At 65.7% G+C, this 21,460-nt stretch carries 22 protein-coding genes and 1 pseudogene; 4 read left to right on the forward strand and 19 right to left on the reverse strand.

Annotation, left to right across the window (positions count from 1 at the left end; translation table 11 throughout):
* Positions 1–53: 53 nt before the first annotated feature.
* From H4V95_RS02280 to ybaK, 17 genes and pseudogenes are all read right to left on the reverse strand, one after another.
* Positions 54–827: an SDR family oxidoreductase gene (locus tag H4V95_RS02280; RefSeq protein ID WP_209728557.1), complete on the reverse strand. Its 774-nt coding sequence runs from the start codon at positions 825–827 to the stop codon at positions 54–56.
* Complete coding sequence (locus H4V95_RS02285; protein ID WP_209728559.1) at positions 827–1,759, reverse strand: dihydrodipicolinate synthase family protein; 933 nt, start codon at positions 1,757–1,759, stop codon at positions 827–829. Before H4V95_RS02285 ends, H4V95_RS02280 begins: the two co-directional genes overlap by 1 nt.
* Positions 1,756–2,994 (reverse strand): L-2-hydroxyglutarate oxidase, encoded by a 1,239-nt coding sequence (lhgO, locus tag H4V95_RS02290; RefSeq protein WP_209728561.1) that lies wholly within the window; start codon positions 2,992–2,994, stop codon positions 1,756–1,758. The genes H4V95_RS02285 and lhgO overlap by 4 nt, the downstream gene beginning before the upstream one ends.
* Positions 2,991–4,259, reverse strand: coding sequence for a CynX/NimT family MFS transporter (locus H4V95_RS02295; RefSeq protein WP_245345540.1), 1,269 nt, complete (start codon positions 4,257–4,259; stop codon positions 2,991–2,993). The genes lhgO and H4V95_RS02295 overlap by 4 nt, the downstream gene beginning before the upstream one ends.
* Entirely contained in the window at positions 4,256–6,577 is a 2,322-nt protein-coding gene (locus H4V95_RS02300) for a TRAP transporter fused permease subunit (protein WP_209728563.1), read from the reverse strand. The genes H4V95_RS02295 and H4V95_RS02300 overlap by 4 nt, the downstream gene beginning before the upstream one ends.
* Positions 6,574–7,095, reverse strand: coding sequence for a hypothetical protein (locus H4V95_RS02305; protein ID WP_196865545.1), 522 nt, complete (start codon positions 7,093–7,095; stop codon positions 6,574–6,576). The genes H4V95_RS02300 and H4V95_RS02305 overlap by 4 nt, the downstream gene beginning before the upstream one ends.
* A 6-nt stretch (positions 7,096–7,101) precedes the next feature.
* Positions 7,102–8,121, reverse strand: coding sequence for a TAXI family TRAP transporter solute-binding subunit (locus H4V95_RS02310; protein WP_209728565.1), 1,020 nt, complete (start codon positions 8,119–8,121; stop codon positions 7,102–7,104).
* Positions 8,118–8,894, reverse strand: coding sequence for a carboxymuconolactone decarboxylase family protein (locus tag H4V95_RS02315; RefSeq protein WP_245345541.1), 777 nt, complete (start codon positions 8,892–8,894; stop codon positions 8,118–8,120). Before H4V95_RS02315 ends, H4V95_RS02310 begins: the two co-directional genes overlap by 4 nt.
* Entirely contained in the window at positions 8,887–9,624 is a 738-nt protein-coding gene (locus H4V95_RS02320; protein WP_196865542.1) for an SDR family NAD(P)-dependent oxidoreductase, read from the reverse strand. Before H4V95_RS02320 ends, H4V95_RS02315 begins: the two co-directional genes overlap by 8 nt.
* Before the next feature lie 173 nt (positions 9,625–9,797).
* Positions 9,798–10,469, reverse strand: coding sequence for a GntR family transcriptional regulator (locus H4V95_RS02325; RefSeq protein ID WP_209728569.1), 672 nt, complete (start codon positions 10,467–10,469; stop codon positions 9,798–9,800).
* Positions 10,470–10,675: 206 nt separating this feature from the next.
* A complete protein-coding gene (locus tag H4V95_RS02330) occupies positions 10,676–11,176 on the reverse strand; it encodes an NAD(P)H-dependent oxidoreductase (RefSeq protein ID WP_312883917.1) in 501 nt (166 codons plus the stop codon).
* Positions 11,173–11,517 (reverse strand): hypothetical protein, encoded by a 345-nt coding sequence (locus H4V95_RS18185; RefSeq protein ID WP_245346331.1) that lies wholly within the window; start codon positions 11,515–11,517, stop codon positions 11,173–11,175. Before H4V95_RS18185 ends, H4V95_RS02330 begins: the two co-directional genes overlap by 4 nt.
* Positions 11,518–11,651: 134 nt before the next feature.
* Positions 11,652–12,233, reverse strand: a pseudogene (locus H4V95_RS18190) (LLM class flavin-dependent oxidoreductase); the annotation flags it as partial.
* 6 nt (positions 12,234–12,239) lie between these two features.
* Positions 12,240–12,650 carry a helix-turn-helix domain-containing protein gene (locus H4V95_RS02340; RefSeq protein WP_196865539.1) on the reverse strand — a complete coding sequence of 137 codons (411 nt, stop codon included), beginning with the start codon at positions 12,648–12,650 and terminating at the stop codon, positions 12,240–12,242.
* A gap of 168 nt (positions 12,651–12,818) precedes the next feature.
* Complete coding sequence (locus H4V95_RS02345; RefSeq protein WP_209728571.1) at positions 12,819–13,844, reverse strand: M14 family zinc carboxypeptidase; 1,026 nt, start codon at positions 13,842–13,844, stop codon at positions 12,819–12,821.
* A gap of 237 nt (positions 13,845–14,081) precedes the next feature.
* Positions 14,082–15,248: a M14 family zinc carboxypeptidase gene (locus H4V95_RS02350; protein ID WP_209728573.1), complete on the reverse strand. Its 1,167-nt coding sequence runs from the start codon at positions 15,246–15,248 to the stop codon at positions 14,082–14,084.
* 145 nt (positions 15,249–15,393) lie between these two features.
* A complete protein-coding gene (ybaK, locus tag H4V95_RS02355; RefSeq protein WP_209728575.1) occupies positions 15,394–15,879 on the reverse strand; it encodes a Cys-tRNA(Pro) deacylase in 486 nt (161 codons plus the stop codon).
* 164 nt (positions 15,880–16,043) lie between these two features.
* Between ybaK and H4V95_RS02360 the strand changes: the two genes are divergently transcribed.
* A complete protein-coding gene (locus H4V95_RS02360; RefSeq protein ID WP_196865528.1) occupies positions 16,044–16,586 on the forward strand; it encodes a hypothetical protein in 543 nt (180 codons plus the stop codon).
* Positions 16,587–16,765: 179 nt separating this feature from the next.
* Here H4V95_RS02360 and H4V95_RS02365 read toward each other — a convergent pair whose 3' ends face one another.
* Complete coding sequence (locus H4V95_RS02365) at positions 16,766–18,880, reverse strand: acyltransferase family protein (RefSeq protein ID WP_312883918.1); 2,115 nt, start codon at positions 18,878–18,880, stop codon at positions 16,766–16,768.
* 112 nt (positions 18,881–18,992) lie between these two features.
* On the opposite strand from H4V95_RS02365, the gene H4V95_RS02370 reads away from it, so the two are divergent.
* Positions 18,993–19,202 (forward strand): DUF2945 domain-containing protein, encoded by a 210-nt coding sequence (locus H4V95_RS02370; protein WP_196865527.1) that lies wholly within the window; start codon positions 18,993–18,995, stop codon positions 19,200–19,202.
* A gap of 29 nt (positions 19,203–19,231) precedes the next feature.
* A complete protein-coding gene (locus H4V95_RS02375) occupies positions 19,232–20,425 on the forward strand; it encodes an FAD/NAD(P)-binding oxidoreductase (protein WP_312883919.1) in 1,194 nt (397 codons plus the stop codon).
* Positions 20,426–20,455: 30 nt separating this feature from the next.
* On the opposite strand, the gene H4V95_RS02380 is transcribed toward H4V95_RS02375, so the two are convergent.
* Positions 20,456–20,617: a hypothetical protein gene (locus H4V95_RS02380; protein WP_209728577.1), complete on the reverse strand. Its 162-nt coding sequence runs from the start codon at positions 20,615–20,617 to the stop codon at positions 20,456–20,458.
* A 153-nt stretch (positions 20,618–20,770) separates the two neighbouring features.
* Here H4V95_RS02380 and H4V95_RS02385 point away from each other — a divergent pair, with 153 nt between their 5' ends.
* Entirely contained in the window at positions 20,771–21,406 is a 636-nt protein-coding gene (locus tag H4V95_RS02385) for a uracil-DNA glycosylase (protein ID WP_245345542.1), read from the forward strand.
* The last annotated feature ends 54 nt before the right edge of the window (positions 21,407–21,460 follow it).

Here is a 21,460-nt window from a genome sequence, read left to right on the forward strand (position 1 = left end):
GAGTCGAGAGATACAGAGTCGAGGGGGTCACGAAAGGTCAGGAACAGCAGCGGCTAGTACGCGCGGACCAGGCCGCCGTCGCAGCGGATCTGCTCGCCCGTCACGTAGGCGGCGGGGACGCTGGCGAGGAACGCGACGACGGCGCCAAACTCCTCGGGCGCTCCGTACCGGCCGGCGGGGATGGTCTTTTCCGACGCGGCGCGGGCCTCGTCGGGGGTGCTGCCGGTCCGCTTGGCCGCCGCAGCGTCGAGGGACGCCACCCGGTCCGTGTCGATCCGGCCCGGGAGCACCATGTTCACGGTGACGCCGTCGGCCGCCACTTCGGCGGCGAGCGTCTTGAGGTAGCCGGCCAGCCCGGCCCGGCCGATATTGGAGAGTGCCAGATTGGGCAGCGGCTGCTGGACGCCACTGGACCCGACGGCGACGATGCGCCCCCAGCCGCGCTCGCGCATGCCGGGCAGCACCAGGTTGGTCAGGCGCATGTGCTGCAGCAGCAGCTGGTGTACGGCGGCGAGGGCTTGTGCGTCGCTGACGTCAGCTGCACCCCCGGGAGGCGGGCCGCCGCTGTTGAGGATCAGCACGTCGATCGGCCCGAAAGCCTTCCCGGCGGCCTCGACCAGCGCGGCGGGGGCGCCGTCGTCGGTCAGGTCCATCGCGATCCCGACGGCGGAGGGCAGCTTGGCCGCTTCGGCCTGCACCACGTCCTCGCGGCGCGCGGCGAGGACCACGTTGGCGCCCTCGTCGGCCAGCGCCTGGGCAATGGCCAGGCCGATGCCCGAGCTCGCGCCCGGCACCAGTACATTCTTCCCCTTGAGTCCGGTATCCATCAGGCAATCTCCTTCACAGCATCAAGGTGGGCGTCGATCATGTCGGCAAGCGCCGGCGGCAACGTGGGGGAGGGCGGGCGCACCGCGGCGTCGGCGATGATACCGCGGCGGCGCAGAATCTCCTTGCGGACGGCGAGCCCGATCCCGGGCTGACCCTCGAAGTTCGCCAGCGGCAGCCACGGGGCAAACGCTGCGCGGGCCGCCGGGAAACCGCCGTCGGCGAACGCGGTCAGCGCCGCCTGCAGCCCCTCCGGGTGGGAGAAGCCGGTCATGGCGCCCGCGGCACCGGCGGCCAGCTCATCGAGCAGCCCGACGCCTCCCAGTCCACCGAACACCGGCACCGTGGTGGCTGCGGTGAGCGCGGCGATGGGGACGGCTGTCGGCGGTGCTTCGGACTTCACCGCGCTGATGAACGGGCACAGCCCCAGCACCGTCAGGATCTGCGCGGCGCTGATCTTCACACCGGAGGCCACCGGGTAGTCCTGCAGCACAATCCCGGCGCCCGTGTCGGTGGGGATGACCTCGTTGATCGCCGAGAGATGGGAGGCGAGCAGCTCGGGGTTGGCGCTGTTCGCCTGCACCATCAGTGCACCCAGGTTGCTGCCAGCGGCGGCGACGGCGGTGCGTGCCTGCTCGACGGCGACCGCCGTCGACCGTGCCGACAGGCCGACCACCAGCGGGGTGTCACCGGCCTCCTCGGCGACGGTCTGAACGATCAGGGTCTGTTCGGCGGTGTCCAGGGTTACGCCTTCACCGAAGACGCCGAGGACCACCATGCCGGTGGCGTTCAGCCCGGTGTAGAGGCGGACCTCGCTGCGTAGCGACTCGGTGTCGACGGCGAAGTCACCGCCGTGGAAGGGGGTGGCGAGCACGCCCCAGAGGCCTCGGGCGAGCGGGGAGACGGGGGAGTTGGGTGAAGGGTTTGTAGTCACAGGGACGAAGTGTCCTTTCGGTCGGAGCTGTTCTCGAGTGCCAGCGAGACAATGTGCTCGGCGATGGCAAGTGAAGAGGTGGCGGCGGGGGAGGGCGCATTCCTGACGGACAGCACCGAGCCCTGCCGGGTGATCCGGAAATCGTCGACCAGCGAACCGTCGCGGGTCAGCGCCTGGGCGCGGATGCCGCGGGGGCCGGGGACGACGTCGTCGGCGGTGATCTCGGGGACGTACTTGCGGGCCTCCGCGATGAATCGGCGCTTGCTCAGCGACCCGAGCATCTCGGCGGCACCGGTACGCCAGTGCTGCTTCGCGAAGGACCGGAAGCCCGAGTACATCACGGCGTCCTTGAGGTCGCGGAGCGAGATGGTGGACCACTTGTAGCCTTCGCGGGCCAGGGCGAGCACCGCGTTGGGGCCCACCATCACCTCGCCGTCGGTGGTCGGGGTCAAGTGCACGCCGAGGAACGGGTACCGGGGATCCGGCACCGGGTAAACCAGTCCGCGGACCAGGTGCTTGCGTTCCGGGCGGAGCAGATAGTATTCGCCGCGGAAGGGCACAATCTTGGGGTCGTCGTCGTCGCCGGCGAGCTTCGCCACCCGGTCCGCCTGCAGACCGGCGCAGACGATCACCGTGTCGTAGGCGTCGGACGTTTCGATGCCGCGATGCTTGCCCGTAACCACCGTTTGCCCGGCGCGTTCGGTCAGACCGGTGACCTCGAAGTTGGTGTGGACAGTGCCACCGGCGGCCTCCACATCCATGGCGAGAGAACGGGTGATGGCGCCGTAGTCGACGATCGCGGTGTGGGGCGAGTGTAGCCCCGAGGTGCCCTTGACATGGGGTTCGAGTTCCAGCAGTTCGGCCTGGTTGATGATGCGGACACCGGGTACCCCGTTGGCGACGGCACGCTCCATGATGTCGCCGAGCCGGCCCTCCTCGACGGGATTGCGGGCGACGAGCACCTTGCCGCACTCGTCGTAGGGCAGGCCCTTCTCTTCGCAATACTCCTTGAGCATTTCCACGCCCTGCCGGCAGAGCCGTGCCTTCAGCGATCCGGGCGTGTAGTACAGCCCGGCGTGCACCACGCCGGAGTTCCGGCCGGTCTGGTGCCCGGCGAGGATGGGCTCCTTCTCCAGCACGGTGACCTCGGCGTCGGGCTGGACCTGCAGCAGCCGGCGGGCGACGGCGGCACCAACAATGCCACCTCCCACCACTGCAAAACGCATGGGTGTCATCTCTTCTCCTCCATGGGGGTCAGGGTGTGGTCTGGTTCTCCGGCAGCGGTATCCGAGGCTTCGGCAGCTGACGTTTCGGCAGCGGTCAGTGCCCGCGACCGGCGGATCATCCGCCGCGCCACCGTGAAGGTCACGGCGGCCAGTGCGGCGACGACGGCGGCCGCCAGCCAGGCAGTGTCATACGAGGTGGCGGCGGTCAGCAGTCCAAACAACAGCGGACCAGCTGCGGCACCGAGGGACAGGCCGGTCTGGATCACCCCGGTGGCGGTGGCAGCGTTGGCCCGGTTGTCCCGAACCACGGCGAAGTGCACCAGACCGGGCCAGGTCCACCCGGCGCCGTAGGCCAGCAGCGCCCCGACCACGAACAGTAGGGAACTGGTGCCCAGGGCGAGCAGCAGGTACCCGATCACGCCGAGGGCCAGCAGGTTGGTGATCAGCACCAGTGGACTGCGGTGCGGATACCTGTCCATGGCGAGGCCCAGCATAATCCGGATCACCAGTCCCAGCAGCGCTGCGCCAGCGAACAACAGGCCAGCGGTTCCGGGTGCCATCCCGGACTGCACCGCCGAGTCCACGAGGAAGACGCCCAGCGACGTGGCCGCCGCTGCCGCGAGCCCGGCGCCCACGCTCAGCATCACCAGGCCACCCCTGGGAGTGCCGCGGTCAGCCTTCGGGGCTTCCCCGTGCTGGGTCGGACGGGTCCCGGGTGCGCTAAAGAAGGCCCAGACCGCGATAGCAATGGCCATCAGCGAGCCGAGCAGGAACGCGTACCGCCAGCCCACGGCGAGGGCAATCACCGGGACGGCGATCCCGGCGATCATCGAAGCCGCCGGAATGGACGACTGCTTGACGCCGAACGCCAACCCCAACCGGTTCGGATTGACCGCCCGGGAGATGCCCAGGTTCGCCGACGGCTGGGCCATGGCGTTGGCCAGCCCGCCGACAAACAGGGCGACGATCAGCAGCGCGAATGTCGGGGCCAGACCGGCACCGGCCAGCGCGACGGCGGCGAGGGTGGCCGACGCGACCATGCCCTTCGCCGCACCAATCCGCTGTACCAGCCCGCCGAGCGGGCGGGCCAGCACACCGGACACGGTGAACAGGGTGGCGGCTGCCATCCCCATTTCGGCCGGACCGATGTTCAGATCCCCGCGGATCTGCACCGCCAACGCACCCAGCAGGAAGGCAGGAAGCACCCCTGTGGTGGTGACGGAGACGGCCTGCAGCATGGTGACTGCTGCATGCGTCGACGGTGCTGTGGTCATGAAGCGGTGGGATCCGTTGTCTTCGTTGAGGCGGTGTTCGACGCCGGCGAGGACGGTGACCCTGACGACGGCGACCCTGACGAGGATGACGACTGCGCGCGGTGCGCCCCGCGCCCCGAGGAGGCGGCCGACGTCGTACCGGTTGAGGTGGCCTTGGCTTCTGCACCCTCAACCGTGTCAGCAGTACCAGTAGTACCAGCCGAATGGGCAGTACCGGCGTCCGCGACGGGTGGGTCGGTGTCCGGATCGTACGGATGCCGTTTCCGTCCGATCAGGTGCACCACCACGCCGACGGCAATGATTGCGACGCCGATCCCGATGTACAACGGGTCAAGGGTGAGCAGCGGCAGGGAACCGATGGCCAGGATGACCCGTTCCGGCCAGCGTGCCGGTCCGAGCAGCCAGCCGCCCGTGGAGACCGCGAGCGACGCCACCGCGAGGAGCGACACCGAGAAGGCGAGCGCAACGGTGGCGACGCCGCCCTGGAGCAACAGACCCACGCCCGAGCCGGAAAGGACGAAGATGAACGGCACCAGGAAGGCGGACAGGGTGTAACGCCAGGTGAGCCACATGGTCTTGATCGGCTTGCCGCCGGTAATAGCGGACGCAGCGAACGGGGAAAGCGCCGTTGGAGGCGACACCTCGCTGAGCACCGAGTAGTAGAAGATGAACATCGCGGCGGCGAAGGGTGCCACTCCCACATCCTGCAGGGCGGGCCCGATGATCACCCAGGAGATGATGAAGCTCGCGGTGACCGGGACGGCCAGGCCGAGCAGGATCACGGCGGTGGCCGAGAAGATCGCGGTGAGCAGCAGGCTGCCGCCGGCGAAGTCGACGATGATGCTGGCGAGTTTGAGGCCGAGGCCGGTGAGGGTCATGATGCCGACGATCAGGCCCGCCGCAGCCATCACGGGGATGACGGAGAGGGCGCCGGTGGCGCCGGTAGCCAGTGCGTCGAAGATCTTCTTCGGAGTCATCCACGACTCACGGTCGAAGAAGCTCAGCACGAAGGCGAGCACGGTCGCGAAAACCACGGCACGGAACGGCGTCATGCCCATGGCCATGAACACCACGATGGCGAGCAGCGAGCTGAAGTGGTAGCCGAAGCGCAGCAGGAGCTTGCCCACGGGCTTGTGGTCCATGACGACGGCCTTGGTCTTGAACCGTCGGGCGTCCATTTCGATGGCGAGAATGATGCCGAAGTAATAGAGGAGGGTGGGGATGGTCGCCCAGATCAGCACCTCAAGATAGGACACTCCGAGGAGAGCGGCAATGATGAACGCCGCTGCGCCGAGGGTCGGAGGGGACATGATCGCGCCGATACCAGCGGCGGCGAGGATGCCACCGCCGTGTTCCTTCGGATAACCGGCCTTCCGCAGCAGCGGCCAGGAGATGCCGCCGAGGGTCACGGTGGTGGCGACGCCCGAGCCGGAGACGGTACCAAGCAGGAAGCCGGCGAGGGTGACGGTCCGGCCGGGGCCGGACTTGGACTGGCCGAACGCCGAGAAGGAGAGGTCAATGAAGAACTTCGTGGCACCCGAAGCGCCCAGGACCGCACCGTAAATGGTGAACAGGATGATGTAGGTGGCGGCGACGTCAGTGGGCACGCCGAAGATCCCCTGCGTCCCCATCACGTTGTGGCCCACCAGGCGGATCCAGTCGAAGGACGAGGTGGTGAACGGAGCGGGGAAGAGCGGGCCCCAGTAGGCGTAGGCGAAGAACCCCAGCACCACCAGTGGCACCAGGATGCCGACGGTGCGCCTGGCTGCCTCAAGGACCACCAGGATGGCGATGACGCCCATGATCAGGTCGAGGTAGGTCGGCACGATGGCCCGGCGGAAGAACGGGTCCCAGTCGGAAATGATGTAGGCGAACGGGACGATGGCGACGGCGGCGAGCACCCAGTCGAGCAGATGCGGATTGTCGGACTTGCCGGCATCCTTGGCCTTCGCCGACCGGCCCCACCCCCGGTATACGAGGAACGTCAGGGACAGCCCGATCATCAGGAACGCGGGCAGGTAGAACTGGGTCGCCATCGGGTTGAACACCCAGTACAGCGCGAACAGGGAAAGCCCAGCGCCGCCAATCTTGACCACCAGAGCCGGAATTCCGGTCAGCTGCCGGGAAGGCTTCTCCGCCTCAAACTCGGCGATCAGCGCGTCTTCATCGATCTCGTCGCTGCGGTCGATTGGGTTGACCTGCGCATCGTCAGGTATTCGAGCCTCGTCGCGACGGCTCGGATCGAGCGTCTCGCTCGGGGTGGGGCGGTGCGGCGTGCCGGCTTTGAGGGCGCCGTCGCCGTCAATTCGCTCGGTCATGGGGTCTCCTTGATGTCTAGCAGGATGAAGGGCTGATCGTCGTCGACCAGGGACCACAGCGAAACGGGCGCTGCTCCGGGCAGGTGGAGGGTGCGTTCACCGAGGTCGGTGGCGGCAATGGAAAGGTCGTTGAAGACGGCGGGGTGCTCCGGGTCGGGGTCGACCACGTACTTCCGCCGGTCGGTGGGGTCCGCGGGGGTGGGGGCGCCGGGGACGCCGTAATATTCCTCGAGCACCGCGAGCTGGTCGGCGGCGATCTGGTCAAGCCGGAAACTGCCGTCGGGGAGGACCGTGTAGCGTTCCTCTGCGAGCGTTCCGTAGAGCGAGTTGCGGTAGCTGACCGCGAAGGTGTCGCCGGGCAGGGCCACCGTGGCCAGCCCGCCGTCGTCGTTGGTGATCACGATGCTGCGCCTGGAATCGTCCTGGCCGGACGCATCCTGGGCAGCAACCGCGAACGCCCCACCGCCCAGCGTGCCAAGGCACACCAGGACGGCGACGACGACGGCGGGCTTGCGCATCAGTGGTTAGCCTGCATTTTCGTCGAAGTACCTCTGGGCGCCGGGGCAGGTGTCGACGTAGGCGATGTCGCCGGCGGTGGCGGCATCCAGTTCTACGGCGGCGGGGTGCACCTGGGTCAGGGCTTCAACGTTGTCGAAGATCGCCGCGGTGATGTTGTACTGCAGCTCCTCGTCCATGGTGGGGCTGGCGACGAGGATGTTCGGCGACGCGATGGCGGAGACCGCTTCGGTCTGGCCCTCGTAGGTGTCGGCGGGGATCTCTTCCTCTACGTAGTACTCGCCGTATTCGGTGGCGAGCTGCTCGGCATACTCACCGATGTTGAGGAGGCTCATGTCGCCGTCGCTGGCGAGGTCGATCAGCGCGCCGGTGGGTAGACCGCCGGACCAGAAGCCCGCGTCGATGGTGCCGTCGCGCAGGGCGGCGACGGTCTCAGCGGCCCCGAGCTGGCGGCGTTCGAAACCCGACTCGGGGTCGATACCGGCGGCTTCGAGGATACGCAGGGCGGCAACCTCGGTGGCGGACCCGGGAGCGCCGACCGAGACGACCTTGCCTTCCATGTCGGCGACACCCTCGATGCCGGTGCCGTCAACGGTGACGGCCTGCATGAAGTTGTTGTAGGTGTTGCCGAGTGAGCAGATCTCGATGGCGTTGCCGTCGAAGTCGTTGACACCCTCGACGGCGTCGGAGACGACGTCGCCAACGGCGAAGGCCAGCTGGGCTGCACCGTTCTCGATCAGGAGCATGTTGTCCACGGAGGCGTTGGTCTCCTGGACGGTGGCGTCGTAGCCCTCGATGTTGTCGCGGATCATGGTGGCGAAACCGCCGCCGAGGGGGTAATAGACGCCGCCCGTGCCGCCTGTGGCGATGGAGAGGGTGCCGCCGTCGGCGCCGCCACTGGCCTCACCGCCGCCGCTTCCGCCGCCGCTGGTATCGGGGCTTCCGCAGGCGGACAGGAATAGCGCGGGGATGGTCAGTGCGGCTGCGGCAAGCCGTACCCTGCGACGGTGCAGAGGTGAGGTTGTCATGAATGTTCTCCCTTAGTGGTGGTGGTGGTGAGTGAATGAGGTTGGCTAGTGGGGGTGGACTCGGTGTCTGCCGGTGGGCTGTCCGGCGCCGGGGTCACCGGCGTGTTTGCAGGTGGCGCGCTGGCAGCTGGTGCCTCGACGGCGCCCGCTGCGAGCAGGCCGGCCAGCGCCCGGTAGTAGCCCACCAGGACGGACAGCTCGGTAATGCCCGAGTGGCCGTGCTGGGTGAGGGCGGTGGCGTGGTCTTTGGCGGAGACGGTCCGGCCGTTCAGCAGGGCTGCGGTGAAGGTCAGGGCCGAGCGCTCGTCGTCGGGCAGGCCCGGGGGGACAAACCCGCCGCGCAGGCTTTCCAGTTCGTCGGGCGTGATGCCGACGGTGAGGGCGACCCGGCTGTGGGCGTACCACTCGTAGGTCGAGGCGCGCTCGGCGGCGACCGCGCAGATCACCAATTCGCGGGTCCGGTCGGATAGTTCCCCGCCGAACCGCAGTGCCGCGCCCAGCGCCTGGACGGCGTGGCCGATCTGCGGTGCGTAGAGCAGGGCGTTGAAGGGACCGGCGAGGTGGCCGTCGTCGTCGACCACCAGGAACGGACCGCCCGCCCGGGGCGGGCCGGCGATGGTGTTGTAGAGGGCCAATTGATCGTCGTCGAGGGCGTCGGGAGCCAGCAGCGGGAAGCGGCCGCCGTGCGCCTTCTCGGCCGGCAGCGAATCAGCCGGCCGGGCCCCGGTCTGAGGGGTCTCGGTCTGCAGCTCAACCTCCGGTTGGTTAGACAAGGGTCCGCCCACCATCGACGTAGAGCACATGACCGGTGACGAACGCCGCCTGACGGGAGGCGAGGAACAGGGCAGGGCCGGTGAGGTCGCCGGTCGAGCCCAGCCGCCCCGCCGGGACCAGGGAGGTGTAGTGCTCGCGGACGCCCGGCTTGTCCAGGTGTCCGCGGGTCAGGTCGGTCTCCACATAGCCGGGGGCGACGGCGTTCACGGTTACCCCGGAAGATGCCCATTCGCGGGCCATCACGCGGATCAGCTGGTTCAGCCCGCCCTTGCTGGCGGCGTAGGGGCCGTGGTCCGGGTGGGCGAGGAGACTCGACACCGAGGAGCAATACACCTGGCGGCCGTACCCGGCGGCCACCATCAGCTTCCCGGCAGCCCGGCCCAGGCGGAAGGCGCTGGTGAGATTGACGGTGATCATGCGGTCCCAGTCATCGTCGGTGGTGTCGAGGATGGGGACCCGGTGGTTGACGCCTACCGCGTGCATCAGCACGTCGAGGCCGCCGAGTTCGGCGGCGGCGCGGGCGACGGCGTCCTCGCACCCGGCGGTGGATGACAGGTCGATCTCGAGCGCCTGCACCCGCGGGTCCAGGGCCGCCAGGCCAGTCGGGTTGACGTCTGCGACCAGCACGCGTGCCCCTGCGTCGGCGAAGGCTTCGGCCACTGCGCTGCCGATTCCGCCGGCACCGGCAACCAGGACCCGCTGACCGTCCAGGCCGAGCCAGTCACTCATGAAGGTCATCCCCGCCAACGTTCTCCCCGGGCTGCGGCGCACACCACTTGGGTACCCGGGGCAACAAGGGGGAAGGCAGTAGAGATTTGCTCGGCGGTGACCAGATCATTTGGATACTGTATCCAATTAATCCACAAAGTGTAACGCCGGTCACAAATATTACGTGAGGTGGGTCACCTGGCGTTCAGGAAGGTCCTGAGCGCATCGACCGCGTGGTCGCGGTGTTCGTTGAGGAGGGTGATGACCTGCTCGGCATCGCGGGCGACGAATGCGTCGATGATGCGGCGGTGTTCATCTTCCACCCGGTGCCGGTTGACTTCGTCACCGTAGTAGACAAACCGGTACGTTTCAGTGGCGTCCCACAGCACCTGGATCAGCTTCTCGAGGCGCGGCATCCGGGCCGCGGTCACCATCAAGAAGTGGAACCGGCGGTTGGCCTCGGTCATGGCCAGCAGGTCACCGGACGCGCTCGCCGTCTCCACCTCCAGTGCTGCAGCGCGCAGCCTGCCGACGACGCCGTCGTCGGACCTCCTGATCGACACCCGGACGGCCTCGGCCTCGAGGATCTCCCGGATGCGGTACACCTCGAGGAGGTCGGTGAGCGAGAGGGTGGCAACCTTGTAGCCGCGGTGCGGGGCGTACACCACCTGGCCTTCGCCCTCCAGCACCTTGAAGGCTTCGCGGAGTGGGACACGGCTGACTCCGAAGCGTTCGGCGAGAGCGTCCTGCCGGAGTGCCTGTCCGGGAAGGAGTTCACCGGCGATGATGGCGCGACGCAGCTGTGCAAGCACAAAAGCGGGGGCGGTGATGGGCCTCCTGGAGTCCGTCTCGGCGTCGTCGATCACGCTACACCGGGGGTCCGCAGGCCATTCTTCACCTGTATAACTCTAGCCGAATACCCCGGGGGCGGATCAGCGGACCCCATTCCGGTGAGGAATCCGGGCCGAGGGGGTCACAGTGGACATTCGATAGGGAAATTCCCTATCGAATGTCCACTGTGCTCACCGCACCGTGGCGAGGATCCGGAGGCTATCGATGATGTCGCCCAGCCTCACCTCGATCCGGCTGTACACCTCGGCGTTGAGCACCATGTCGCCGTCGAAATCGCCTGAGTTCGCGTAGAAGCCCACGGGGTGGTCGCCGCCTGGAAGAACCCGAAGAGTGGCCGCAGCGCGTGTTCGATCACCAGGGCGTGGCGGTCGCTGCCTCCCGTGGCGACCAGGATCACTGGCTTGTTGGTCAGCGCGTACTGGCCCACCAGGTCAAAGAAGTGCTTGAACATGCCCGCGAAGGAACCCCGGTACACGGGGGTGGCGGCGATGAGCAGGTCAGCGGACTCCACGGCCGCGAACTCCTCCTCGTCCGACGCGTCCAGGTCCTCCCGGGACGTGGCCCCGGTGAAGGACGGTCCCAGCTGGTAGACGTTGGTCTGATGGACCTCAATCTCCAGCTTCTGCGCCAGCGAATCGGTGATCAGCCGGACCAGGCCCATCGTTTTGGACCGTTCGGTGGGGCTGCCATTGACGACGACGACGCGCAGCGGCCTGCTCACGCGTTGACCGATTCCCATGAGGCGATTTCGGCGCGGATGACCGGTGCCACCTCGGAGCCCAGGCGTTCGATGGCCTCAAGGTGGGTCCGCAGGGGTACCCCGCCGAAGCCCATCTGGAACACCGCACGGGAGACGCCGTAGAGGTCGTGATAGGTCAGCGGTTTGTCGATGATCTCCTGGGGGCTGCCCACCAGCAGGCCACCGGCTGGCGAAGCCTGGGCCTCGAAAGCGTTCCGCGGCATGTTGAAGCTGGCGCCGCGCTGGTGGTAGTTCTCACCCAGCCCGCGGGTGAAGTAGGGGTAGAAGTCGTCGCGGGCGTTTTGGCTGGTCTTGCCGACCATGCCGTGCGCGTTGAACCTGATCCGCTGGGTGAAGGGGTCGTGCCCGGCAGCTGCGTAGGCCTGGCGGTAAAAAAGTCCACCGGACGTTCAAACTGGGTGATGGGCCCGAGGAGCAGGGCGAGTGCCAGCGGCAATCCCAGCTGTCCGGTGCGGACCGCCGAGGCGGGTGTCCCGCCAACGCCCACCCAGATGGGGAGTTCGCTGACCGGTCGCGGCGCGATATCAGCGTCGATCAGGGGCGCTCGCAGCGTCCCCTGCCAGGAGACGGGGTTCTGGGCACGGATGGCCAGGAGCAGGTCCAGCTTTTCCCGGAACAGGTCGGAGTAGTCGGCCAGGTCGTAGCCGAACAGGGGGAAGGACTCGGTGTAGGAGCCGCGGCCGGCGATGATCTCCGCCCGGCCACCGGAGAGCAGGTCCAGCGTGGCGAAGTTCTGAAACACCCGGACCGGATCCTAGGAGCTGAGCATCGTGACGCCACTGGTGAGCTGGATGTTCTTCGTGGCCATGGCGGCGGCCGCGAGCACCATGTGGGGGGCGGAGGCGACGAAGTCCGACCGGTGGTGCTCGCCCACGCCGAAGACGTCGAGGCCCACCTCATCCGCCACCCGGGCCTGTTCGATGGTTTGCGCCATCCGCTCCTGGGGGGAGGGCATGCGTCCGGTGGTGAGATCGGTGGTCAGCTCACCAAAGGTGAGGATGCCAAGTTCGAAAGCCATAGTCGTTTATCGTCCCTTGCTGAGGTTGTGGTCTGTGGGCGCCGCGCGTGCTGTGAGTGCTGTGGCCTGCTCGGTCACCGAATAGGCGTGTCCCCACGAGGTGATGTCCCGGAGGATGGGCAGCAGCGCCAGCCCGGCGACGGTGAGCGAGTAGCGCACCCTGATGGGGCGCCCATCGATCACTTCACGCTGGATGAGGCCGTCTGTTTCGAGCTCACGGAGGCGTTTGGCCAGCATGGTGTCGCCGATCTGGGGGACAAAGCGGCTGACGTCGGCGAAACCGGTGTTCCCTTTGCCGATCGCCTCGATGATGATGCCGCTCCAGCGTCTGCCGATGACGTCCATGGCGGCGACGAACGAGGGGCACGCCCCGCCGTCGGCCTCCGCCTGATGGGCAGGGATGACTGGATCATTCATCGTGCGCTCCCTTCGGTCGTGTACTTCCATTGCGGTAGTAACTACGTCAACTGTAGTGACTACGGATCTATTCCTGCCGGATATCACCCTCGATGCGGCATCGCCGGGCAGCACAAAGGGCTGCCCCCGTTCCGGATGACCGGCGGGAGCAGCCCTCTGTCTATCGGCTTACTCGGCGCGGGTGGTCTGTTCAGCCAGCGTGTCCCAGAACGAGGTATCGGCGTCGTCGATTGAACCGTCCGACAACGCGCTCACGGTTGCATCCAGGGTGGTAATAGTCTGTTTGATCAGGTAGCCATTGCTCTTCTGACCAAGGATTGCTCCCTCGTTGAAATGGTCGGACATGCCGCGCATCTCGAAAAGCAGCGTGGAAATGCCATATTCGACGGCGATTCCATTCCGGCTGATGGTCTCAGCGGAGCCACCGGCGTACTTACCCAGGTGCCCCCACCCGGTGGAGTCAACGGCATCGAAGACCACTGCCCCCAGCCGTTTGGACCCTTCCAGGACCTCGGGGTCCACGTTCGGCGTGGTCGGGTGCAGGATTGAGCCGGAGACCAGGCGTCCATCCCGCTCGCTGTTGGCGCCCTGGTGGTGAAGGTCGATCATGTAATCGACGTCGTACTTCGCCAGCACGTTGTCGTGGAGGGCCTGCGTTTCAGGCTGAATCTTGGTGATGTGGTCGCGGTTCAAATCCACGCCGACGGCGTTGAACCGGGTGAGATTCCGGTCACCGCTGGCAATGTAGTCGTCGAGCGAAAAATCGACATCGCCCATGGCGCCGTCAGCATTCAGCATTGGCACCACCAGGACATTCACGCCGTCGAGAACATCGCCGGTCTTGCCGGTGCCCAGGCGTTTGATGTACTCAAGGGCTCCCTCAGTGGTCAGCTGCTCGTTGCCGTGCTGTTGGGTCAGAAAGAGGATGGTGGGATTGTCGGGGTTCTGGATGTACTTCGCCAGGTAGAGGTCGCGTCCCTTGACGGACTGGCCGATCACCTCCAGTTCCATGTGGGGCTGTTTCGCATCCTGGGTCTGCAGGAACTGCGCCATCTCGTCGTAGGTGCGCAGAATCGACGTGTTGATGGTTTCCTTGCCGCCGTACCCCGGTCCTTCACCTACCGCAATGGCTGCAGGAGTTGCCGTGAACAACAGGGCTCCAGCCAACGCGGCAGCCGTAATCGATTTCTTCATAAGCCTGTACCTCTCGTGGAATCTGATGTACCGGTCCTGATGAGCTTTTATGGGCGACCGTAACCAGACCGTAGAAGGATGATATCGATTGCGCTAGGCAATGAAACTATTTTGAGTGAAATGGGTCGGAAATCGCCGTCCACTCTGGACTAATGTCCGGGTAGAGACTATCTTCACCGGGCTGCTCCGGTGATGCGCCGACTGTAAGTCGCATCACCGGAGCGGCTTGGACCGGTACTACGGAGTGACCGGCACGATTCCTGCATAGTCGGTCAGGTAGCCGGTGACCGGTGCGTGCGGGATGTCGTCCCACACGTCAGGGTCGACGTCCCGCACCTCCTCGGTGGCCAGTCCCAGCAGGAGGGTCTCCATGGCGAGAATGTTCTGCTGGATGCTCTTGCCCCTCGCCTTCTGCCCCAGCGACCCATCGCTGGTGTTGCCTGATGTTTCGAAGAACACCACCGGGTTGGAGTGCCCGGTCGGGTTCAGGCCCTGATAGTCGAGCCCGAGCATCATCGCTGACACCACGCCCCCCTTGATGTCGATCTCGAGGCCGCCTCCTACCTGGTAGCGGTCCATGTTGATGAAGCCTGTCTTGCTGAGTTCCTCGTACACGTAGCCGTGCATCTGCCGGGTGAGAATGTCGTATTCGCCATTTGCGAGTGTGGGCAAGGTGGGTCCGCCGGGCGCAAGGGAAATGCCTAGGGACAGGGTGACGTCGTCGCCGGTTCCATACTCTTGCTTGAGGCCCTGATGGTGAATGTCGATGCCATAGTCCGGCTTGACCATGGTCCAGTATTCGTAGAACGCGAGGGATTCGCTGGCCCGGAACTGGGTTGCCACCCAGTCGCGGTTGAGGTCGACGCGCTGCTCGGCTCCCGCAGCGTCCAACAGCGGCGCGTTCGTCGTGTCGTCCCAGAGGACGGTCTGCCGAATGTTCATTTCACTTCCATCCGGGTTGTACATCGGGATGAAGTGGATCGTGAAGGCGTCCCGGATCTCCTGGTAATCGCTTGATCCGTTACTGCCCAGATTCTTGAGAAGACTCAGAATGGACTCGGTTCCATACGGCTCGTTGCCGTGGATGCGACCCTGCACCCACACATCTTCGGGCCCATTTCCTACCGTGGCAACGTAGAGATCCTGGCCCTGCTCGCTCTTGTTCACCTCGGTGCCGGCCTCCTCCAGGGTGAAGACATCCACGTCGTAGCGACTGTTCCGTTCCAGCTTTTTGAGGTCCTTCACCATGTCGTCGTAGGTGAGGATGCTTGCCGTGCTGGTCTTGCCCTCTGTGGAGGGGAAGTTCGCGTCCGCCAGGGCGGGGCCGCTGCCGAGAAGCGGGAGTGCAACTACCGAGGCCGCTCCCAAAGCCCAAAGTTTGGTTGATCTAAAGAATTTTCCCATGCCGGAATTCCTCCATTGACTTCGCTGTCAGGTACGACCGCCCGAAGGGCGGGTGTCAGAAGGTTACTTTCCAGAGGTAACTATTGTCACGGAAATGGCGAAGATTCGTGGAGGGCACCGGCGCCCGCCCAGCTTTCTCACTGCCTCACTGCTGGGAGATGGCAGCCACTGCGGCGCCACTGGCCCGGATGAGGTCCGCGGGCGCCAGCTCGATTTCCAGTCCCCGCCGCCCGCCGGACACCAGGACGGTGTCGAACTGGAGCGCCGACGCGTCCACGACCACCGGGCTTTGCTGTCGTTGCCCCAGGGGTGAGATTCCGCCCAGCACGTAGCCGGTGCGCCGCTCGGCCACGTCGCCAGCGGCCAGCACCGCCTTCTTGCCTCCGCGGGCAGCCGCGAGTGCCTTCAGGTTCAGCGTGCCGGAGACCGGGACGACGGCGACAGTCAGGGTGCCGTCCACGTCCACCATCAGCGTCTTGAAAACACGCGGCGCTGCTACGCCCAGCGCCGCTGCGGCCTCGGTGCCGTAGCTCTCAGCCCTCGGGTCGGGGACATAGGTGCGGACAGTAAAGGGAATGCCAGCGGCATCCAGGGCGGCGGTTGCCGGGGTGGCGCGCGGGGTGCGGCTCATGGGGAAAGTCTATTTCGACCGTGGCCGGAGGGGCACTGCGAACACCCCGTGGGGTCATCATGTGCATTGCGGGCCAATAGTAAGTATGCTTAGCGGATACTTTCTGCAGTTATCCCGATTCTGCAGATATCTTGACGCAGTACCTAGTTGAAGGAGTGATCACTATGGCTGGAAATCTACTGGCACGATCCGTTCACGATTTGAGTGCTGCCGCATGGTTCGGCGGATCTCTGATGGGTGCCGTCGGACTGAACGGTGCAGCAGCCGAGGCGAAGGATCCGAAGGAACGGACCCGCCTGGCAACCATTGGGTGGGCCAAATGGACTCCCGTTCAGGCTGCAGCTTTCGGCGCACACGCCGTTGGCGGCGTCGGCCTGATCCTGGGCAACAAGGGCCGGGTCGCCGGCCAGAACGGTGCGCTGGCCAACACCGTCGTCAAGTCGGTCATCACGGTCGCGGGAATGGGCTTGTCACTGTATGCCGGGATCCTCGGCAAGAAGGTCGGGGAACTGGCGGATGAGGGCGCGAAGGGTGCAACCGAACCAGGCCCATCGAGCTCGCCTGAACTGGCTGCAGCGCAGAAGCAGCTCAAGATCGTTCAGTGGGCACTTCCCGTTGTCAGCGGCGCGGTCATCGTGCTCGGTGCGCAGCAGGGCGAACAGCAGCGCCCCGCGAACCTGTTGACCGGGCTCACCAAGCGCCGCTAAGCAGGTCTCCGGGCGGTTCGCTGCCAACACCGCATGATCCGGACGGGGTAACCCATCCGGTCTGGAGGGACAGGGCCATCGGCCCTGTCCCTCTTCGTGTGCCCGGACAGAAGTGCCGCCGGCCGCCCCACCGAGTCTCAGCTCAGAGCGGGCCAGTCTCAGCCGACCGCCTGTCAGTCTCAGCCCAGAGCCGCGTGGAAGCGTTCCTCAAACTCGGGGAGCGTGGTGGCCGTGTAGGTGATGGTGAGATGGTTGTCGTCCAGGTAGACATAGACGTTGCCCACCACCGGGGTGCAGACCCCCTCGGGGCAGATCAGGTCGGTGAGATCCATCAGCCGGAGTGCCCCGCCGGTTTCCTGAGCTGACGGCACCGGCGCTGTTGCGGCGAGTTTCTCGCCGACCGGGAAGGTGCACTCGGCGGCATCCTGCCCGTGCTCTTCGATGCAGGAGATCATGTTCACTTCAAACCTGGGGTTATCCCGCATTCCGATCACCGGGATGCCCGCATCGCCCAGAACCGCACTGGCCTCACCGATCCCCGCCACGGACCGCTCCTCAGTGGTGTCCTTGGTGGAAATGGTCGCCATGGTGAACACGGCGTCGGGTTTCATTCGCAGCGCGTACTCCGTGGCGGCGTCGTTGAACGTATTGCAAACCTCGTTGCGTGCGTCGCTCTCGGTGCCGTAACTGCACCCGCCGAGCAGCAAAGCCGTCACCTGATAGTTGTTCCGCTGGGCCATCAGCTCGATCGGTTCCAGCCACTGTTCGGCGTGGGAATCACCGATCACCAGAATCTCTTTCACCGGTTCGCCGTCCGCCGGGGTGAAGGAACACCCGCGGACAGCTCTGTCGTTTCCTACCGGGACATGCTCGCCTTCGCACTTTTCGCCGAGAACACCCCACTCGGCGTCCAGGCTCCCCAGATCCGGCAGCGGCGGCGAATCGCCCGTGGACTGGTCGACGAAGCCGGGCAGCAGGGAGTAGGCGCCGGGATTCTCGGTTTGAGCCTGGCTCACGAGGGCCTGGGCCTGGGTCTTCATGACCAGTTGAACACTCGCCACCGAGGCGGAGATCAGCGTGATGCAGACCGCGATCACCGCCAGGCTCCGCACCTTGCTCGCCTCAACCCTCTTTTGGCTGCGAAGCGGCCGCTCGACGAAGCGTGTGGTGAGGTAGGCAAGGGCCAGGGACAGGCCGATGATGGCAAGCCCCCCGAGGGGTCCGACCGTCTCTCGCCCCCGGTACACCAGGTAGATGACAAGGATTGGCCAATGCCAGAGGTAGAGCGCATAGGACAGGTCGCCCATTTTGACCAGCGGCCCCCACGACAGGAAGCGGTCCGCCCCGAGACGGCTTCCCGTCTGCCCTGCGGCGATGATGAGGGCTGCGGACAGAAGCGGCCAGAGGGCAACAAAACCTGGGAACTCGCCTTCGACGTCGAGCACGTAACCGACGCTGAGCATGCCAGCCAGCCCAATCCAGCCGGCCGCGACGGCGATGGTCTTGGGAAGGTTGACCCGCGGCAGGACCAGGGCGAGCAGCGTCCCCAACGCAAATTCCCACAGCCTGGCGCGGGTGTCGAAGTAGGCGAAGGACTGATTGGTATTCGTCTGGTAGATGGAGAAACTGAGGGACACGACGAAGATCGCACCGAAGATCACTGCCGCGACGCTCTGGAACCTCGCGTTGACTCTCCGGGCGATCAGGCTCGCCGCCAGGAACAGGAGCGGCCACAACACGAACACCTGTCCCTGGATGGAGAGGGACCAGAAGTGCTGGAGGGGGCTGGCCACGCTGGTGTCCGCGTAGTAGTCGACTGACTCGGCGGCGAGCAGCCAGTTCTGGAAGTAGAAGAGCGAGGCCCACGACTGGTCGAGCACCATGGACCAGCGCGCCCGCGGCAGGAACAGCAGTGAAGCGACCAGCGTGGCGATCAAGACGACGGCGACGGCGGGCAACAGTCTCTTGAACAGGTGCACCCAGTGCCGCAGGAGGGCGAAAGGGGTTCCCCGCTCTGACCTCCGGACGAACGTCAGGGTCATCAGGAACGCTGAGATGAGCAGGAAGATATCGACGCCGCCCGAGACCCGGTCAAACCAGATGTGATAGGTCACCACCATCAGAACGGCAAGCGCGCGAAGACCCTGCACCTCCGGGCGGTACCCCTCCCGCGGCGGGGTGGCCGGTGCTTCCCGGCGGCGACCGCGGACTGCGGTGCCTTCGCGGTCCATCATGAAAGTCCCTTCGCCGTCCTGGAGGTTGATGCTTCCTGGGTTCAGGACAGCGTGTTTCACGTAGTCCTTATCTTTTCATAGGTGGATCCGCCGGCTTTCCGGAGCCGGACCGGCGTCGGGCGCTGCAATTGCCCGTAGGCTGGTAAGCACACTGTCAATCCGAGGAGTCACTGTGGCACTGAGCAAAGGCACGTCCGTGGAGTGGAACACTCCGCAGGGCACCACCTACGGGAAAATTGTCGAGAAGAAGACCAGCGACTTCCAGCTGGACGGCAACACGCACCGCGCCAGCGAGGACGAGCCACAGTACATCGTCGAGTCCGGTAAAACAGGGGCCCGTGCTGCCCACAAGGCGAGCGCCCTCACCGAGAAGTCGGCCTAGCGGTGGCTGCTGCGGACAGCGATGCGGCCGTGACCCACCATCAGATAGTCATCATCGGCGGGGGGAACGCCGGGATCTCCCTCGCAGCACGGTTGCGCCGTTACGGTGCCAAGGACATTGCTGTGCTGGAGCCCAGCTCCGACCACCTCTACCAGCCGTTGTTTTCCCATATTGCCGGCGGAACCGCCCAGGCTGCTGAGGCCATCAGGCCGCAAAGATCGGTGATTCCCCGCGGGGTGACCTGGGTGCAGGACGCCGCGGTCGACGTCGACGCGGCCCACAACACAGTTCTGCTGGCCTCCGGCGCCCGGCTTGGCTACGACCAGCTGGTGGTTTGCCCCGGCATTCAGAAGGACTGGAACGCGGTGCCCGGTCTGGCCGACGCCATGGCCTCGGAGTACGGCGCCTCGAACTACGAGATTGAGCTGGCGCCCAAGGCCTGGGACCTGCTGCGCACCTTGCGCAGCGGAACGGTGGTATTCAACCTGCCGCCGGGTCCCCTGACCTGCGGGGGCGCCGCCCAGAAGCCCATGTACCTGGGCTGCGACTATTGGGCCCAGCAGGGAGTCCTGGCTGACATCCGGGTGGTCCTGGTGGTTCCCACCCCCACGGTCTTTGCGGAAGCGGTGGCCAACGAGGAGCTCAACCGCAAGATCGCCGAGTACGGAATCGAGCTGCGTTGCAACAGCGAGGTCACCGCGGTCGACGCCGCCGGAAGAACCGTCACAGTGCAGGACAACCTGGCCGGCGGGACGGAAACCCTGAGTTACGATGTGCTGCACGCCGTTCCGCCGCAGTCGGCTCCTGACTGGCTCAAATCAACCGATCTCCCGGCCCTGGGAGACCCCTCGGGGTTCGTCGAGGTGGACCCGGAAACCCTGCGGTCCATCAGGTACCCGGCCGTCTGGTCTCTCGGAGACGCGGCAGCCACCCTGAACTCGAAGTCGGGTGCCGCGCTCCGTGAGCAGACCCTGGTGGTGGCCAAGAACCTGAGGGCAGTCCTCAAGGGCAAGAAGGTCAGTGCGAAGTACAACAACTACTCGGCGTGCCCGTTCACGGTGTCGCGGTCCACGGTGGTGTTCTCCGAGTTTGACGACCAGTACCGGGCGAAGCCGTCCATTCCGTGGAAGGGCATCATGCGGGAACGGCGGGCCACCTTTGTCCTTGAACGCCGCATCCTGCCCCACGTCTACTGGAAGCTGATTCTGAAGGGGCGCGCCTAAAGCGCTCCCGGATGCTGGGTCGGATTTCCGCTATTCCGCGGCATCCAGTTCGTCGCGCAACTTCCCATGGGCGGCCTCCAGCACCAGCACCATCCTGATACCCGCGAGGTTCAGTCCCTCGGTGCAGGCCGGGCAAGTTTCCCCACCTTCACCGTCCCGGCTCGCGGAAATGCGGCGTGTTTGGCGCGACACGCCGTCGTCGTCGGGAGGAGCTGGGGGATTCTGCGGGTGTGAGATTAGTTCCCGGAGGAGACCTGATGACTCCCCGTCCAGCTTGGGCGCGTAAGCTGGAAGACTGCGGACAAAATTACTGCCACTTCAGGCATTGTCCGCGAGGAGGCAAAATTGGCACGACGCATGGCGGACCCGGCTTACCGAGCACAGCAATGGGAACGACGTTACGACCCGAATATCGAAGAAATCAACCGGATGTGTGACACTCTGGCCGAGCAGAAGCCGGACCGTTCACTTCCCTACATTGACCCGGCACACGACCTTGACGAATGTCGCATTGTGAGTCTGTTCTCCAACCCGGGCGCGAACCTCGCCTCAGGATTTGTGTCCGCGGAGAACGACGATCAGAGTGCCATCCGCACTGCCGAGATTTACGAGAGCGTTGGGCTGCAGCCCAAGTTCGTGATGCCCTGGAACGTTTACCCCTGGTATGTCACAGAGGTGAAGGAGAAGGCGCTCACCCCCGAGCAGATCGACGAGGGCGTCAAGCCGTTGTTGGCATTCCTGCAGCGTGTCTCGCGTGCCTCAGCCCTGGTGGCTCACGGCACCGATGCGCACAAGGTGGCGCGCCGCCTCACGCAGCTGGAAAACCGGGCCATCCAGCGCCGCGGTTTCAAGGTGTACAAGGTGCGTTCCACTGGAGATCGCGCGTTTGCGGGCTCTCCGGCGAAGCAGGAGGTGTGGCGCCAGGAAATGCAGGCCGCCTACACTGACGCGATGGCTCGGGCTGGCATCAGCCGCGCCTGATCCAGCACGGGTCACACCGGTGCTGGGCAATCCAGTGCCGCCTGACGGCACCCG

It is taken from the genome of Arthrobacter sp. CAN_C5 (genome assembly GCF_017875735.1).
In the GTDB taxonomy this organism is placed as follows: domain Bacteria; phylum Actinomycetota; class Actinomycetes; order Actinomycetales; family Micrococcaceae; genus Arthrobacter_D.